At 38.2% G+C, this 17,798-nt stretch carries 16 protein-coding genes; 2 read left to right on the top strand and 14 right to left on the bottom strand.

The window, feature by feature from the left end:
- Positions 1-265: 265 nt before the first annotated feature.
- From dat to ACIQZI_RS02310, 7 genes are all read right to left on the bottom strand, one after another.
- A complete protein-coding gene (gene dat / locus ACIQZI_RS02340) occupies positions 266-1,135 on the bottom strand; it encodes a D-amino-acid transaminase (protein WP_403068898.1) in 870 nt (289 codons plus the stop codon).
- Positions 1,136-1,154: 19 nt separating this feature from the next.
- On the bottom strand, positions 1,155-2,567 hold the full coding sequence (gene pepV, locus ACIQZI_RS02335; protein WP_403068895.1) for a dipeptidase PepV: 1,413 nt from the start codon (positions 2,565-2,567) through the stop codon (positions 1,155-1,157).
- A 141-nt stretch (positions 2,568-2,708) separates the two neighbouring features.
- Complete coding sequence (gene pssA, locus ACIQZI_RS02330) at positions 2,709-3,398, bottom strand: CDP-diacylglycerol--serine O-phosphatidyltransferase (protein ID WP_062176605.1); 690 nt, start codon at positions 3,396-3,398, stop codon at positions 2,709-2,711.
- Between the two features lie 257 nt (positions 3,399-3,655).
- The gene (locus ACIQZI_RS02325) at positions 3,656-4,603 is read right to left on the bottom strand and encodes a VanW family protein (protein ID WP_403068891.1); all 948 of its coding nucleotides are present in this window, start codon (positions 4,601-4,603) and stop codon (positions 3,656-3,658) included.
- A gap of 430 nt (positions 4,604-5,033) precedes the next feature.
- Positions 5,034-5,564, bottom strand: a complete 531-nt coding sequence (gene lepB / locus ACIQZI_RS02320; protein ID WP_403068888.1) for a signal peptidase I — start codon at positions 5,562-5,564, stop codon at positions 5,034-5,036.
- A 414-nt stretch (positions 5,565-5,978) separates the two neighbouring features.
- Positions 5,979-7,424 carry a DEAD/DEAH box helicase gene (locus ACIQZI_RS02315; protein WP_062176597.1) on the bottom strand — a complete coding sequence of 482 codons (1,446 nt, stop codon included), beginning with the start codon at positions 7,422-7,424 and terminating at the stop codon, positions 5,979-5,981.
- Between the two features lie 226 nt (positions 7,425-7,650).
- Positions 7,651-8,085 carry a DUF4064 domain-containing protein gene (locus ACIQZI_RS02310; RefSeq protein WP_403068884.1) on the bottom strand — a complete coding sequence of 145 codons (435 nt, stop codon included), beginning with the start codon at positions 8,083-8,085 and terminating at the stop codon, positions 7,651-7,653.
- A 387-nt stretch (positions 8,086-8,472) separates the two neighbouring features.
- Here ACIQZI_RS02310 and ACIQZI_RS02305 point away from each other — a divergent pair, with 387 nt between their 5' ends.
- Positions 8,473-8,895, top strand: a complete 423-nt coding sequence (locus tag ACIQZI_RS02305; RefSeq protein ID WP_062176592.1) for a VOC family protein — start codon at positions 8,473-8,475, stop codon at positions 8,893-8,895.
- Between the two features lie 119 nt (positions 8,896-9,014).
- On the opposite strand, the gene ACIQZI_RS02300 is transcribed toward ACIQZI_RS02305, so the two are convergent.
- The 5 genes from ACIQZI_RS02300 to ACIQZI_RS02280 all read right to left on the bottom strand — a co-directional run bounded on the left by ACIQZI_RS02300 (position 9,015) and on the right by ACIQZI_RS02280 (position 14,329).
- Complete coding sequence (locus ACIQZI_RS02300; RefSeq protein WP_403068880.1) at positions 9,015-9,725, bottom strand: DsbA family oxidoreductase; 711 nt, start codon at positions 9,723-9,725, stop codon at positions 9,015-9,017.
- Between the two features lie 90 nt (positions 9,726-9,815).
- Positions 9,816-10,271 carry an RrF2 family transcriptional regulator gene (locus ACIQZI_RS02295; RefSeq protein WP_403068877.1) on the bottom strand — a complete coding sequence of 152 codons (456 nt, stop codon included), beginning with the start codon at positions 10,269-10,271 and terminating at the stop codon, positions 9,816-9,818.
- A 38-nt stretch (positions 10,272-10,309) separates the two neighbouring features.
- Positions 10,310-11,260: a type I pantothenate kinase gene (coaA, locus tag ACIQZI_RS02290; protein WP_062176583.1), complete on the bottom strand. Its 951-nt coding sequence runs from the start codon at positions 11,258-11,260 to the stop codon at positions 10,310-10,312.
- Between the two features lie 385 nt (positions 11,261-11,645).
- Positions 11,646-12,839 (bottom strand): GTP-binding protein, encoded by a 1,194-nt coding sequence (locus ACIQZI_RS02285; protein WP_403068873.1) that lies wholly within the window; start codon positions 12,837-12,839, stop codon positions 11,646-11,648.
- A 197-nt stretch (positions 12,840-13,036) separates the two neighbouring features.
- A complete protein-coding gene (locus ACIQZI_RS02280) occupies positions 13,037-14,329 on the bottom strand; it encodes a M48 family metallopeptidase (RefSeq protein WP_403068870.1) in 1,293 nt (430 codons plus the stop codon).
- Positions 14,330-14,680: 351 nt separating this feature from the next.
- On the opposite strand from ACIQZI_RS02280, the gene ACIQZI_RS02275 reads away from it, so the two are divergent.
- The gene (locus ACIQZI_RS02275) at positions 14,681-14,902 is read left to right on the top strand and encodes a DeoR family transcriptional regulator (RefSeq protein ID WP_028392313.1); all 222 of its coding nucleotides are present in this window, start codon (positions 14,681-14,683) and stop codon (positions 14,900-14,902) included.
- Positions 14,903-15,030: 128 nt separating this feature from the next.
- Here the strand turns inward: ACIQZI_RS02275 and ACIQZI_RS02270 are convergent, their stop codons facing one another.
- Together ACIQZI_RS02270 and ACIQZI_RS02265 are read right to left on the bottom strand one after the other, a co-directional pair.
- Complete coding sequence (locus ACIQZI_RS02270; protein WP_403068867.1) at positions 15,031-15,744, bottom strand: pseudouridine synthase; 714 nt, start codon at positions 15,742-15,744, stop codon at positions 15,031-15,033.
- Positions 15,745-15,968: 224 nt separating this feature from the next.
- On the bottom strand, positions 15,969-17,591 hold the full coding sequence (locus ACIQZI_RS02265) for a putative polysaccharide biosynthesis protein (RefSeq protein WP_403068864.1): 1,623 nt from the start codon (positions 17,589-17,591) through the stop codon (positions 15,969-15,971).
- Between the last annotated feature and the right edge of the window lie 207 nt (positions 17,592-17,798).

Genomic DNA, 17,798 nt, shown 5'->3' with positions numbered 1-17,798 from the left:
GCAGTAACCCTCCAGCTTAAAGCTTAAAGAAATCGAAGAAGCGTAGGTGGAAGATAACTGCCCACCACCTTAAGGCTTAGAGGTGAGAGGATAAAATAGAAATTAGTTTCACTTGATATAGGATGTTTAGTTACAATCATTCCAAAAAGAGGACAGACTGCTCTGTCCCCTCGGTTACGGAAAGCGTACTTCATTTTGCAAACGATCAAGTTTTTGTTCGTTCCATTTTGTTTCGTTTCGTATTTTCAACTAAGAATGTTTTTGATTATTTCACAATAGATTCAATAACGTGACCGCACTGACGCTCAATTTCTGCATGAAAAGCTTGTTGTATTTGACGTGTCACAGTACCTGGTTCACCGCTGCCAATGGATTGACCATCTATTGCAGTAATTGGCATGATTTCAGCCGTTGTACTAGTCATGATGACCTCATCCGCTGCCATCAGTTCTTCTAATGTAAAGACTTCCTCTTGATAAGAAACACCCAAATCCTTACATATTTTAAGCATCACTTGGCGAGTAATTCCATTTAAGATCAAGTTAGTAGCTGGATGTGTTTTCAGTTCATCATTTACTATGATAGAAATATTCGATGAGCTTCCTTCAGTTACCATATTGTCACGATGCTGAATCGCTTCAAAACAGCCCGCTTCTGCCGCTTTTTGTTTAGCAAGGATATTTCCAAGCAAGTTTAAACTTTTAATATCGCAGCGAAGCCAACGGATATCCTCGATTGTGATCGCCTTTGCTCCCGGCTTTAGTGCCCCATTATATGGTACTTCTTTTGTGTAAGCAACATAAACCGGGGTAACATCAGTACTTGGAAAGGCATGATTTCTAGGTGAGACCCCTCTTGTAAATTGCATATAGACTGTTCCGAATGTAATCTCGTTTTCGGCTACAAGGTCCTTTAGCTGAGCCTCGATTTCTCCTACCGTATAAGGAATGTTGATACTGATTTTGCTCGCACTTTCAATCAGCCTCGTAAGATGCATTTCACTCGTAAACAGCTTGCCATTATAAATTCGGATGACCTCGTATACACCATCGCCAAATTGGTAGCCTCTGTCTTCTAATTCCATCTTTATCTCGCTACGATTACGTATTTCACCATTAAGGATCATTTTTTCCATGCCGATTCCCCCCTTGTTATCACTTAGCCAATTCATAAATGGCTGCTACGTAAATAGCTGCCGCTTTTAACAGATCTTCAATCACAATATACTCATCTTTTTGATGGGCAAGGTCCTCACTGCCTGGGAACAGTGGACCGAATGCGACTCCTTCTGTCAATGAACGGGCATAAGTACCTCCACCGATTGAAAGCAAATCGGCTCTTTCACCCGTTTCTTCTTCATATACTTTTTGTAATGTTTTAATTAAGAAGCTTTCACTGTCCACATGATGTGGAGTGGAGTGAGAATTCGTTACAAGGCTCCAATTCAAGGATTTCAGATGAGTTTTTAGCTTCGTTGAATTTTCTTCCCATTTATACGTAACCGGATAACGCATGCTAAAGCCAATGCTGCTTTCATTATCCCTCGAATAATTAAATTTGCCCGCATTCAACGTCAACTCACCCGTCATTTCATCACTATAGGCAATTCCAATTTTGCTCGCACGTGTATCGTCAATTAAATACTCTTGAATAAAACGGAAATACGTATTAGCGTGCTCATCTAGTTCTAGACTTGATAGGAAATCTGCCAGGTGTAGCCCTGCGTTCACACCATTATTTGGTTCCATTGCATGGGCAGATACACCATTAACCTCAAATAATAGTTCATTCCCCATAGGAGTGGCAATACCCGTTAAAGAATGTCTATTTACATATGAATTGAAAAGGCTCGTTACTTCTTCACTATTCGTCGATTCCACAATAGCAGTCGCAAAATCAGGCACCATATTCGTTCTGCGGCCAGACGTAAAGCTCTTCACATTCACCGTGGATGTCTTCTGATTTATTTTCGCCGGCCCTTGAATCATCGCAAAATCCCAAATTCCTTTTTCCGCATTAATGATTGGGAAATCAGCATCTGGTGCGAAGCCTATTGTTGGCATTTCTTCCACTTCAAAATATCGGTCCACACAACGCCAATTGGATTCTTCATCTGTACCGATGATCATCCGCACACGCTTACTTAAAGGTAGACCAAGCTCCTTCACTGTTTTCATCGCATAGAAAGCCGCCATTGTCGGCCCTTTATCATCAAGGGCGCCGCGGGCAAAGATTTTTCCATCACGAATTTCAGCTCCAAACGGGTCTGAGCCCCAGCCGTCTCCTTCTGGCACCACGTCTACATGGCAAAGAATTCCGACGACCTCTTCCCCTTCTCCCATTTCAATATGACCAGCGATATTGTCTACGTTTTTAATCGTGAAATCAGCTTTCTCTCCAAGCCCTAGCATGTAGTCGAGCGCTTCTTTTACACCTGCGCCAAATGGAGCTTCTTTTGTTCCATTTTCTTCGTCTAAAACACTTTTAATCTTCAAGAGATTTTGTGTGTCCTGCAATAAGTCCAACTTCCGGCTCTCTATTTCATTCCGCCAATTTATTTTATTCACAGTACATTCACTCCTATTCACATCATCGTTCTATTTTATCATTGCTTCCAAATTTTCTACCATTTTAACGATATCTAAAATGAATGACCAGAGACTGCCCGATACCAAAAGGATCAAACCTTTTTTAGGCAACCTCCATTTTCATTCTGATTCTTTCCTGCTTTTCACAAATCGATACCCTAAATACGTGATATAAAGCGGGGTGGCGATATAGATGAGATAAGGAAAGTTTTGTTGGGTGCCTTTATAAATTGCAAATAAAGAACAGCCTAGAAATACGGTTACAATGGTCCCGTATTTTGGAAGTGGTATTTCTTTTAGGCTCGGTATTCGGATCTTACTCACCATTAAAAAGCAAAGCGCTGTAAAGACAACTGTCGTGATGATATTGGGTAGTTTACCTCCAAATAAGGTAAGTAACGCCAGAATTCCACCGGCCGCTGTAATCGGAACTCCGATAAAATAATTCATAGATGATTTGGATGAGCTAATATTAAATCTTGCTAAGCGGAATGCACCGAATAGTGGGAACAGTCCAGCTACAATCAATCCTAACAAGCCAAAGTGGAAGAAATATGTATAATACACAAGAAACGAGGGAGCAACACCAAATGTAACAATATCGGCCAATGAATCCAGTTCTCTTCCTAATATACTGTCTGCTTGTAACATTCGTGCCAACCGGCCATCCATACTGTCTAGCATCATGCCAATCAAGATTAAGATAGCTGCATTACTATATTGACCATTTGCCGCAAAGCCTATCGATAAAAACCCACAATACAAATTTCCTAACGTCACAAAATTCGGTATCATCTTTTTAAATCTCACTATCTTTCATCACACTCCTTCCACATCATTTTTTATCCTGATTTAACTACCCATCAGTGAGGGATGAATAAAATCAGACCGATGGATGTTTCACTTTATGTACGTCACATAAAAAAGACAAAACCTAAACAAAGAATTTTGTCTAGGCCAGGCTCTACTTATAGTATATCATTGATTTTAAATTTTGTTGTTACCCGATTTCATCCCTACAATTTACATATTGGAGGATGTTTAAAAAAGAAATTCTCACAAAGTTCTTAGCCTTTTTTTGCAACAGATTGATCGGCTGCTCGTACTTGGACTTCAAGCGTTCCATTTTTTGTATCCACTATAGTCTTAATCATAATAGGAAAATCTTTATTGTTTTGAAACTTAAAGTCCTTTACTCCATACGCTACAGTAGCATCACGATCTTTCGGAACATAGGAAACCCCCAACGAATGGTGGTGTAGTTCTAAAATTTCTAGGCCTACCTTGTCTATAGCATTATAGAGTGTACTAGATGTCTGGCAAATTCCACCGCCAATTCCTTCTACCATTTCCTTGTTCACAATTTCCATGGCCTTTTGATAGCCTCTTTCAGCATTAGCTTCACCGGCAATTAAATTATAATAAAACCTATCTCCAGGACCTAATACGACCCCGTCAATCTCCTTAGCGGAAAGAACAATATTAGTCGTTCTTCCTTTAACTGAAGCATTGAAGTGGGTTTTGTAAGAGGCTAGCACATCTTGATCCACATTTGCAGCCGCTTCAGCCGTTATATTAGGTGCACTTTCCGTGATCGGTACTTCAATTTCTCTTTGAAAAAACGTTATATTCTGTAATGCCGTAACAAAGGCTGCTTTATCAAACACGACTCTGTTACTGCCGGCTTTCAATGTCCCATCACTATTTAGTTGGGCTGGGACCATAGGCTGATCATATTTTTTCTCTAGTTCGCTTGCAATCAGCGCTGCGTTTTCTTCATTACTAAATGAAGAAGGTTTAAGTTTTTGTATTTCGCTTCCATTTCTTGGATCAAGCAATGTTATTTCCTGTTCGATCCATTCTTTCTTAGAAAGCAGAAGCTCATGCTTCGTATGCTGACCGATGCCTTGGACTTCATTAGACTTTACATGAGTAGCTGCTTCTCCGTGTTTTCCGTACAGAACCAATCCCCCGACCATCGTAATTGCCGCAACCAACACAAGATATTTTTTCAAATTGCCTCCCACCTATTTCCCCAAATTTTCTCTCCTATTTATTACTAGACTATTACTTTTCTAACATCTTTATTAAAAAACGCTTGGTTTATTTCCAATTATAACCTGTCCTTTCCTGTTCGACAATGAAATGTTATCCGCTTTCACCAAGTAAATTTCCAGGACTTTTCTATCCCACTAGCAAACACAACCATAGAGTATATTCCCTATTGGAGCAGGATATGATCGATATATTCTGATTATGTGAAAACCTCGTATATAGATTTGACTAACACTATAGCACCACATCTTTTAGAGACTGACTTAAGAACATTCAACAAAATAAAGAAGGGTCAGACCCCCACTACCTATAGTTTAAATTTAAGTGTGTAACACTATAAACTATGTATAGAGTATGAGGTCAGACCCTTTTCAGTCATCCTTATTCGTCTCACTTGATTAATTTAATTTCTTTTACCGGCCAATAGACGAAGCTTGCTTTACCAACGACTTGATCAATGGAAATAGTTCCAATTTCTCTGCTATCGAGGCTATTTTGACGGTTATCCCCCATGACGAATAATTGACCTTCAGGAACCGTTTCGTCCAGAGTGAAATCCCATGTTAACAAACCGTCCGTCATTTTTTTATATTCAGCTAAATAGGGTTCATCTATTGGTTTGTCATTCACATACAGAACATCATCTTCATATTTAATTCGATCACCAGGAAGCCCAATAACACGTTTAATATAATCTTTTTTTTCTGTCGCATGAAAAACAACAACATCAAATCGGTTTATGTCTTCAATGTCGGTACCCATTTTATTCAGTACAACACGCTCATGATTGTGCAAGGTGGGCATCATTGACTCACCGTCTACGATAATTGGAGCAAATATAAAGGTACGAATAGCAAAAGCAAGTAAAACGGCGACTAATATGGCCTTTACCCATGAAAATATCTCTTTGCGCTCTTCCAAACTCTTTTCCCCTCTTTCTTAAAAACCCTGCCTTATTTATACCCCAAAACATCTACTGAAATCCAATATTTATTATTCCTAATACACATATTGCACGTTTATGTTTTCAATTTCCTGGTTGCTCTACTGTACTTGACTGGCCATTTGTTCTGTTTGTTACCTTGAAGAAGATGTTCAAAAATTCCGGTAAAAATAGCTGTCGAATTGCTTCAAAGCTCATGAATGACCTTCTGCTAAAATCGCGCACGTCCTGTGCGCAACACAGAAGTCAGCACATCCTGTGCAAGTCCGGTCCTCTCGAGATGCGCTCCTCGAACTTCTCGGCTCTTTTTATCCTCCTTTTTGAACACGCACTTGAAGAATTATAACACTACTAGAGTCTATATTTGATTAGACCTGGTTGCATCGGCTTTATTATTTCTTCTTTGCTTCATTTACCTTTAGTAGTTTTCCTTTAATTGTCGTATCCTTCATCACCCGCAATACTTGTGGACCTTTGCCATTTAATATTTCAACATAAGATACATGGTCCTCAATGGTGATAATCCCAATATCATCAGCAGATACGCCGCTAATTTTGGCAATGGTTCCAACGAAGTCGACTGCCCGTAATTTCTTTTTCTTGCCGCCATTAAAATAGAGTTTCATAATTCCTTTATTTAATGCGTCTGCTTTATCTTTTTTCAATACTGGTTGGGCATTCATTTTCGTTTCGAATGCCGCCTGCTTACTTGTTACTTCTTCTTCGGTTGGAGCACTTCTTTTTTCAATTTCAAAGCCGATATATGCCTCAATATCTGCTAAAAATCGATCTTCAAAAGGAGTGACAAATGTAATTGCATGTCCTGTTTTCCCAGCACGCCCTGTTCTACCAGTACGGTGGACATATCCTTCTTTTTCCAATGGTAGATCATAGTTGATTACATGTGTAATGCTATCAATATCAATTCCTCTTGCTGCCACATCTGTTGCAATTAAATAACGGAATTCTCCTCTTCGATAATCATTCATGACAGCCAAACGATCTTCCTGCACCATCCCTCCATGAATTTTATCACAGTCGTAATCCAAATCCGTTAACTCATCAACTAACTGATCAACGCGGTCTTTTGTTCGGCAGAAAATAATACAGCTATCTGGGTTTTCTACAACCGTCATATCTTGAAGAAGCCTAAATTTCTCCTGTTCTTCGACTTCGATCACAGTATGATGGATTGTATTCGTCGTGAGACCTGATGCCTTAATTTCAACATCACCTGGTTTATTCATATATTTATGCGTCATATTCTTAATACTTTCCGGCAGTGTTGCTGAGAAAAGAAGGGTTACGCGATTTCTTGGCAGCGTCTGGATAATCGCCTCTACTTGATCAATGAAGCCCATATTCAACATCTCATCTGCTTCATCAATCACAAGGTAAGTTAGTTTATCTAAAGCAATGGTCCCACGCTCAATATGATCAAGCACCCTACCTGGTGTACCTACAACAATATGACTCTTTTGCTTTAATTCTGCTTGTTGCTTTGCAAATGGTTGCTTGCCATAAACCGCGGTCGCTTTAATTCGTTTGAAGCGGCCAATGTTTATAATATCTTCTTTCACTTGAACCGCTAACTCTCTCGTCGGAGTCAAGACAAGTGCTTGTGGCTTGTTTTCATTCCAATCCACTTTCTCACAAATCGGAATTCCGTATGAAGCCGTCTTCCCACTCCCTGTCTGTGATTTCACAACAAGGTCCCGATTTTCAAGCACTAGCGGAATCACCTTACTTTGAACTTCTGTGGGAGTCGTGAAATTCATACTCGTTAACGCTTTTACAATTTCATCACTTAATCTATATTCTTTAAAACTTTTCATCATTTTGCCTCTTTTATTATGAATTTTTATTATCTTTCCCATTTGTACAAGGTTTCATTATACGCGAAACTTCGATATTAATGGGTGTTTGGGATAAATAATTGTTTTCACGATCATGTTTGAAAGTGATCGTATTGCTTGAACTAAATTGAATGCCAGAATCAAATAAAAAGGGGATGTCTCAAAAGCAAGGGTCAGACCCTTATGAGACATCCTCCTATGAATTCTTTCACACCGTTACATATGGATCTTTTTCTATATTCTTCGGCTTACGAACAAGACACATGATTCCAGCAATCAGGAATAAAACTGCCTGAAGCAATCCTAAGCCGACCGATAGCAAGCCAACAAGAACAGCCGTTATAATAAAGAAAACTCCAGCCATCTTCTGGCGTTTGCTTTTTAAAATGAAGATGGAAATAAGACCAAGTATAATACCAATTGCCGATGCAACTACAATCATCAAGCCAAATCCTCCAACAGCGTCCAGCACCAGAGAGAATTCTTCCATCGTTATCGTTGGATCATTTGATATTTCTCCTTCTATTGCTTGTCTGATTCCATCATTTTGCTTCATGGCCATAAAAAAGATCCCAATAAAAGTCAATAAAACCGATAGTAACATCCCAATAATTCCTAGCACATACTCACCTGTACGTTTCAACACCATACCCCCTAAATAATTATTCAGCTCATTCTTAAATGCCAGTATTGAAAAAAAGCTTATAAAAATACGATCTTTATCCCGCATTAACGGAAAGTCAAGCCCACACTGATTGAAGTTTCACTTTATCTAAAAAAGCGCATCATACATTTCATTTAACATGAATTTCCACAGTTTCACGCAAGCTATGATAGAATTCAACCCAAATGAATAGACTCTTTTCTCCCTTTATCGTACTAAATGTAGTGCGCTTCACGCAAGTAAAATTTTTACAAATGTTAATAGACTACTCATTAATCATTTTAAAACAAGAAACGTCATGATTCATCGTTTATTGATGGCATGTGCTACTATACTATAGGAATAGATGTAAACTTGGAGGATTATATGGATAAAATAATTGATCACATAGGCATAGCTGTACGTGATTTAGAAAGTAGTATTAATTTTTATCAGAAGATATTAGGCGGGCAATTAATAGATCGTTACAGTAGTGAAGCAATAGGGGTAGAAAGTGAAATTGCCATAATCGAAATAAACGGGGAAAGAATCGAACTGCTTGCACCAACAAACAACACGACTTCACCGATTGCTCGATTCATTAAGCAGAAAGGCAAAGGTGTTCATCATATTGCCTATCGAGTTGAAGATTTGGATGAAGCTTTACTCGAACTGAAGCAACAGGGCATTCGGATTTTGGAAAATTCCTTACGTATCAACAAACATGGCAGAAGACTTATCTATTTAAATCCTGCCGATACTGAAGGAACCATTATTGAATATTGTGATTATCCGAATCAAACGGATTAATTATACTTTTTTTATTATAAAACAAACATACAAAAAGGTCTGTTCTCACAAGCTATAAACAATGGATAGTGTGTGAGTCCAGACCTTTATGATATCTATTCATTTCTATTTAAATGCTATCACTTTTCAGGAACAGCACAAGATCCATCTGTACAACTATTATCCGTTGAGGCTTCATTTAAGATTTGCAGTGGATTTTCTTCAGTCCAAACCTTATTCAATGTTTCTAAAAACAGTTCCGTCGGCTGGGCACCGGAAACGCCGTATTTTCGATTAATAACGAAAAATGGTACTCCGGTAATTCCTAACTGACTTCCTTCACTTTCATCTGCCCTTACTTCTTCAGTGAATTGATCACTAGCAAGCATGCCAGTTACTTCTGTTTTATCCAGTCCGACTTGTTCAGCAAGTGAAGCAAGTGTTTCTTGATCGCCGATATGCTGGGATTCTGTAAAGTACGCATGAAATAACGTCTCGTTCATTTCATTTTCTTTTCCCTTGGCAGCAGCGAATTGCATCAATCGATGTGCATCAAATGTATTGGTAGGAATCATCGTATCAAAGTGATAGTCTAATCCTTCTCCTTTTGCTTGGCTTATTACATTGGCACTCATTTCTTTCGCTTGTTCAACTGATGTGCCATATTTTTTTGCCAGTATTTCGTGAATATTCATCCCCATATCTCTTTTTGCACCTGGATCTAATTCAAAGCTTTTGAATTCAACCTCAACTTCCGATTGATGAGCGAATTGAGACAATGCTTTTTCAAAACGGCGTTTGCCAATATAGCAAAATGGACATTGATAATCAGACCATACTTCAACTCTCATGGCTGTACCTCCTGTATGTTATTTTTCAAAACGATTAATTGCAACTTAAGTAAGCACATTATAAATTGCACAAGATGATTCAGCAAATAATCAGCCTGTATAGCTTTTTTCGAAATCGGTAAAATCAATGGTATCCATAACTTGTTCCAAAGTAATTGCCTTTAAATATTTTATAGTCTCGTGTTCGGCTTTGTTTAGAATTTCTTCAAGCAACTGGTCCAATTGTTTCCCCGCTTTACCACACTCTACTTCTTCTTCCCCATAACGTATGCATTCAGGTTTAACAGTGATGTATATATCAGCAAGCGTCAATTTCTGTGCCGGAATTTTCAAGCTGTACCCGCCATCACGCCCTTCCTTTGTTTCCACAATCCCTGAATCTGCAAGCTGGGCAAGCACTCTGCGTAAGAAGGTCGCATGAGAATTCACCTGCTCAGCAAGTATTGAGCTCGTTTGCAATTTACTACTTTTGGCAAGCCAGATGAGAGCATGAACGGCGATCGCAAAACGCGGCGGTCCAATTTGACTTAATTTGTTATCAGTCATCTATGCGTTTCCTTTCTTCTCTGTTATAAAAAGTCAGCTTAAATCTTCCTCAACTTAATGGAATGAATATCATGAGTGGCAGCCTTTGTTAAAATTAAATCAGCTCGTGTCTTTGTCGGCTCAATATTATGAAGTAAATTGACTTTATTAATTCGATTCCAAATATCCGCAGCAACAACGCAAGCTTCACCATCGGAAAGAGACGCATAACGATGGAAGTAAGACTTCGGATTGTGAAAAGCTGTTTCCTTTAGTTTCATGAACCTGTCTATATACCATTCCTTCAAATCACTCTCTACTGCATCCACATAAATAGATAAATCAAAGAAGTCTGAGACAAATACACTTGGTAATGACTGATCCTGAAGTATAGGTGTTTGCAACACATTTATTCCTTCTACAATCACGATATCTGGCTGATCGATGATCTCATTTTCCCCTGGCAAGACATCATAATACAAATGTGAATAAACGGGGGATGAAATGGTTGGAGTGCCTGATTTTAATTGTGCCAGAAATTTTATGAGTTCGCGAATATCATAGCTTTCTGGAAATCCCTTTCTTTGCATTAACCCTTTTTGCTCCAATACAGAGTTCGGAAAAAGGAAGCCATCTGTTGTTACAATTTCAACTTTTGGGTGATTATTCCATTTTGAGAGCAAAGCCTTAATTATTCTCGAGGTTGTACTTTTCCCAACCGCGACACTACCCGCAATCCCTATAATATAAGGTATTTTACGGGTGCTTTTCCCAAAAAAAGTATCAGTGACAGAATGAAGTTGTTGAGAAGCCGTCGCATATAAATTAATAAGCCTAGCCAACGGAACGTAAATATTTGTAACTTCATCCATTGATATATTCTCATTGATTCCTTGTAATTCTTCTAACTCATTTTCTGTCAATGTCATCGGTGTGTTAAAACGTAATTTTGCCCATTCCTCTTTGGTAAATGTCATATAAGGCGAATAACTATTCATGGTTGTAATCATCACAGGCCCCTTTTTTTGAAAACGTCTACATTTTCTTTTTTTGATCATCCCTATTTTAGATAATTTCAGCTAAGAATGAAAGGGAAAAGATAAATGTTATCAAAAATAGATGTTTCGATCCTAATACCATCATAAAATCATTGGGAGAAATTTAAGTAGAATAACCATCAGAAGTGAGAAGAGATCTAGGATAAACAATCTTTACGGAAAAATGAATTAGCAGTTAAACAAAAACAAACTTGCCACATATTAAGCAAGTCTGTCTTCGATCTGAAGTGAAAATAAAAACGAAGATCTTTCCTCCAACTTATATCGCAATATCAAATCATAATTATTACGATTTATAAATTATGATTTCACATCATTTTCCTTGTTCGTTTACTTATTACTGAGTTAGCTGCCAGACAAATGGGTCCTTAAGTTTACTCCATTCATCATTAAACTCATCCGGAGTGAGTAAGCATCCATCCAATTCTTTGGTAATCATTTCAACATTCAAATCCAGCCCGATGAACACTAGTTTCGTATGTCTGTCTCCAAATTCTTCGTCCCATGTTTCAGTCAAACCTGGGTTTTGTCGTAAAATTTCTTCCTGTTGCGCGATTGGCAGAGAGGCTACCCAATAAGAGATTGGCTCAATGCTTACAGATGGGCCGGCTTGTGATAATAACAAGGCTAAGTTATTTCTACTTGCACACCAAGCAATTCCTTTTGCACGAACAATTTGAATGGGCATCGATCCAGCCCAGTTATTGAATCTTTCTGAATGGAAAGGAAATTTTCTTTCATATACGAAAGAGGATATTCCGTATTCTTCCGTTTCCGGTGTATGTTGTGCAGGCCCTAAGTTAAGTTCCTTTAACCAGCCAGCTTGGGAACTTGCTCTGTCAAAATCAAATAATCCTGTGTTCATAATTTCTTTTGGGTGAACTGTACTGTTAACAGAACGAATAATTTTCGCTTCAGGCTGCAGCGTTCTTATCACTCTTTCTAGTTTTCCCAAATTTTCTGATTCAACTAAATCACATTTATTCAAAATAAGAACGTCACAGAATTCAATTTGGTCAATCAATAAATCGGCGATATTTCGAACGTCGTCTTCTCCCACCGCTTCCTTACGATCAAGCAGTGAATCACCGGATTCGAAATCATGCCAAAAACGATTCGCATCGACTACCGTTACCATCGTGTCCAGTTTACAGAATCTAGTTAAATCAATCTCCATTTCTTCATCAATATAAGAGAATGTCTGCGCAACTGGAACAGGCTCGCTAATCCCAGAAGATTCAATTAAGATGTAGTCAATATCACCTTGTCTTGCCAACTTTTCCACTTCAACAAGTAAGTCTTCACGTAATGTGCAGCAGATGCACCCATTAGACATCTCTACTAATTTCTCTTCTGTTCTAGAAAAACCGCCTTGCTTTTGAATTAATTCACTATCGATATTGACTTCGCTCATGTCATTTACAATCACTGCGACTTTAAGGCCTTCCCGGTTATGTAAGACGTGATTAAGCAGAGTTGTTTTACCTGCTCCTAAATATCCGCTTAGTACTGTTACTGGAATTTTATTCATTCGTATCTTCCCTTCTAAATTTTTTATCTCGTTACAAATAATCTACATACATATTGATTTAATTTAAATCGTAATTATTACGATTTATAATTCATTAACAAATTAACATGTATGTAGTTGATATGCAAGATATTTTTTCAAAAAATTTATTTATAAAAAAAGACTTCTCTCCAATTCAGGAAAAAAGTCTTTTCAATTTATTGGTTAAATAGTTCGATCAATTCTTTGTTATTCGAATCCTTCGCGTAATCGATCGCCGATAGACCATCCAAGTCTTTTTTAGTTGGATCTGCACCGTACTCGAGAAGTAAGGTAACCAGTTTAATATTTCCCATATAAGCAGCAAAATTCAGCGGGGTTGTGTCATACGAATCTACTAAATCAACGGTTGCGCCTTTTTCTAGCAATAATTTAGCTATTTCGTAATTTTCATAGGACACTGCTTGATGAAGTGCACTTTGGCCGTAATCGTCGGTTTCATTAATATCGGCACCATCGGAAAGGAGCGAAAGCATGGTCTCCGTGTCATTTTCGGAGGCTGCAATCATAAGCGGTGTATAGCCTTCTTCCATTTCATAGTCATCTGAGAACATAGCAGCGAAATCACTAGTGGCTAGAGTCGATACCGCTTTGGCAATACTTACACCTGCTGCAATAGACAGAGCCGCAAATAGCAGGATACTGAGGCTAATCCCTAATATGACCGTTGCTTTTTTCTCTTTAATTAATTCCTTTTCTTCCGGAAATGACCAATTATCCAACGCATTTAAACGCTTTGGAAGGTGGGGATGTGTGGAGAGCTTTTCGCTTAACCAAGCAAAAAATCCCGACTCTTCGCGAATTTGGTTCACAAATGCATCCTGATTCACTTTCGGAGCAAGTTTCTTTCCTATGGCAAGCATGGTAAGAGCCTGTTTCGATGCTTCCGTATTTTGCACATAAAAGTGCGCATAGCGGTCACATGTATATTCACAAGCGCGCATATACGCCTCACCAAGTAATGGCATAAACATCGCAGGAAGAACAAGCATATGCACCAACACATGTCTTCGTTTAATATGGGCGAATTCATGAGCCAGCACGAACATCAGCTCATCTTCCTTCCCCTCTTCTGATAAGTCAAATAATTCCGAATAAATAACAACCATATTTTTTCCAAAAAAACGAGTGGCGAACGCATTCAACATCCCAGAAGACTCCAACACATACATATTGGGAACCTTCATATCCATCTCTTTTGCAAGTAACTCTGCCTTTTCATAAACCCCTGAAAACTGTCTTTCACTGATCCGAACACCATTACGGCGAATATGCGCCATCGATAAACCATGGACAAATAATGACAATAAAATGAGCGTTCCAATAATCACAATTCCAATAATGCTAAAGGCTAAAAAAATATACATCATAATACTAAAAATCATTGTGAAAATAAAGTACACGTTCTCTTTTCGATAAACAAGATCATTTCTAAATCTTTCTTCTAGCAACCCTTTTCCTCCTGTTAACTATTAATGAATACATTGGAATTATACCTAACACTTTACATAAAACCAATCGGAATTTTTTCCCATAAGTCGATTGAAAATGAATAAAATGAGAATACACGCATAAATTAACGGTGAAAAGTAAATATTTTGTAAATTACATGGTTTTTTTCTAGAATTTCTTCCAATAAAGAGGTAGAATAAAGGCAAATGACAGCTTGAAATTTTGCGCAATGTTTTAGGGGAGTTTCAGGATGGGTAAAGCAAGTACATAGTGGCAGCTGGAATGTTGTCCATCTTATCGGTTGTTTTCATTTGTTTTAGTGCCAATGAAAAATAATAAGGAGTGATTTTTTGAAACCTTCAACAAATCGCATGTTAACCCGTATTAAATCCGTTTATATGTTTATTAGTAATAACGGTACGGTTTCTACTCAGGACCTTGTAGAAGAATTTGGCATCACTCCTCGAACAATACAGCGCGATTTAAATGTGTTAGCTTATAACGACTTAGTCAAAAGCCCAAGCCGCGGACTATGGACCACAACAAGCAAAAAAGTAAAGATGTCATCTTAAAGCTAAAGACACAGTTTTTTTAAAAGATTTCCAACCATGTATTTACAAACTAAAGACATAGAAGAATAGTACCCATCTACTAGAAATGAGGCAGACTCATACAGTCCGCCTCATTTTTTTGCTTATGATTATTGTCCGTTCCGTAAAGCCTCAAGTTCCTCATCGGTTAATTCACGGTACTCACCAAGTTCGAGCGCTTCATCAAGCCCAAGGCTGCCCATTGAAATACGCTTCAGATAAACGACTCGTTTGCCTACCGCTTCAAACATCCTTTTTACTTGATGAAATTTCCCTTCCATAATCGTTAATTCAATATCAGATGTTAGTCCTGATTTTAAAATTTTCAACTCTCCAGGCTTAGTATGATAGCCATCATCCAGCGTTACCCCTTTACTAAATTCTTCGATATCGCTTTGTGTCACTTCACTGTTAATCACTGCGAAATACGTTTTCGGGACATGCTTTTTGGGGGAAAGTAGCTGGTGAGCAAGTTGGCCATCATTTGTAATCAACAGTAACCCTTCTGTATCCTTGTCCAAGCGTCCTACTGGAAAAGGCTCCATTGCTGCATCTTCTGGTTCTAGTATATCAATCACTGTTTCCTGAAAATTATCTTCCGTGGCAGAAATAAGGCCTTGTGGCTTATTCATCATCAAATAGATGAACTCTCTATATACCACTGGTTCGTTATGTACCGTCACATGATCCACTTCTGGGTCAACATGCGCCTTCGCGTCCTTCACAACTTGTTCATTCACGACGACAGCGCCTGATTTAAGTAAACTTTTCACTTCTTTTCGGCTACCGTAGCCCACATTTGCTAATAATTTATCAATTCTCATAAGTTCCTCCGGTACGATTGATCTGGCATCTCTTTAACATGTCTTGTTTATATGCATTCATTCTATTATAACAAGAAAAGGGTCAGACCCCACAACTACTACAGACAGTTTAAACAAAGTGTAAGAAACACGATAAACTGTGTGATGAGTGCTGGGCCAGACCCTTTTGGGACATCCTCTATCTATTATGGGGAGATTCATACTCTTCCCTATTTTCTTTTTAATTAAACCTTCGCCTTTACACCCAGTTTCTGTGCTAAACGATCGATTCGACTGCCAAATAAGCGGTGTGCTAATTTACTTTTTAGAGAGAAAGCTGCGTAGACGAGACCACCGAAGATAGCGGATATGATAATAATTACAATTGCTTGAAGTTTGATTTCAGGATCCAAAAACAGGCCTAATAAACTTTCTACTCCCCAAACTACAAGTCCCATAATTGCCGTAAATACGCTCATAAGAATTGTTCTCTTTATCACAAGCTTATACCGATATCCTGTAAAATAATGAATAAAAAATAAATTCAAAGCACAGGCAGCGATGTACCCCAAGGTAGTTGCATATACCGCTCCTACTGATTCAAACATTTTTATGAATGGAATATTTATGCTCAATTTAATTAGTAATCCTACTAATAAGCTTAACACTGAATATTTTTGCTGGTTAATCCCTTGTAGCACGGCAGCTGACACAGAAAATAACGCAAATAAAATCGCTGTTGGAGCATAAGTAGCAAGAATACTCGTCCCTAATGGATTATGATCGAAAAACGCAGTGTAAATCGGATCAGCTAAAGTTGCCATCCCAATGACGGCAGGGATCGTTAAAAATAGTAAAATTTGAAATGCCTGATCTAGTTGATGACGAAAGGCTTTGTCATCATCACTCACATAAGCCTTTGTCACGGATGGAAGAAGAGCCATCGAAAAGGCAGTCGCTAGTGTCATTGGAATCACAACTAACTTTTGTGCATTAAAATTTAATATACCAAAAGCTGATTCGGCAAAGTCACCACTCAAACCAATCGAAACCAAAGTCTTCTCAAACGTCAAGTTATCCACAAACTGGAAAACAGGCATAGCGACCGATACAAAAATGAATGGGATCGAAGAAATGAGAATCTCTTTATAAATATGAGGCAATGAAATATCCATTGTCCCTTTGTCTTGTTTCAAAAGGTCGTTTAAGTAAGGTTTTTCTTTTTTCCAATACCATAAAAGAACGAATAACCCACCAACTGCACCAATTGCTGCCGCGAATGTTGCAACACTGACCGCTGTTACAAGATTACCATCCATTATTTTCAGTACGACATATGCACCAGCAAGTAGAAAAACAATCCGAACGATTTGTTCAACTACTTGCGAAATAGCCGTTGGTTCCATTTTTTGATGCCCTTGAAAAAAGCCACGGATAATACTCATAAATGGTACGATAATCAATGCAAAACTTACTGCCCTAATTACAGCTGTAATATCATCAGCTGTAAAACTTTTTTCACCGACACTTACGAAGTTAGCATACACAGGAGCTAACGCATACATTACGATAAAAGCTAAAACCCCTGTTACTAACATAAGTTTCAAACTTGACTTATATAATTTTCGACTAACCGCATATTCTTCTAATGAATTGTATTTAGAAACCGTTTTAGAAACGGCAAGCGGCATTCCAGCTGTAGCCATGCTGATAAAGATCGTATATGGAACGTACGCATGGGAATACAGACCAGCTCCTTTTACTCCCATCAATGCGTCAAACGGTATCACATATAACAGCCCTAACACTTTCGATAAAACCGAACCGAGCGTTAATATGAACGCTCCTTTTAAAAGCTTTGAAGACATCTAATCCCTTCCTGCCTATGTCAGTTACGTTTTCACGCTCTCTATCTTACCATATTCCCTTTCTATTAAAAAATCTATATTGACCTTTAAAATAAGCATTTTTTCATTATCATCTCAAAAATTTTAGCAAAATCTCACACGGGGCACAAGCAAATGTTTTCACATGTCGTTTTTACTTCCTAGCTAGTTATGCTATATAATGAAGAA

This window comes from Peribacillus sp. NPDC096379 (assembly GCF_044762875.1).
Lineage (GTDB): Bacteria > Bacillota > Bacilli > Bacillales > DSM-1321 > Peribacillus.
The sequence above is the reverse complement of the archived record's forward strand: the minus strand, read 5'-3'. Positions and strand labels throughout refer to the sequence as shown.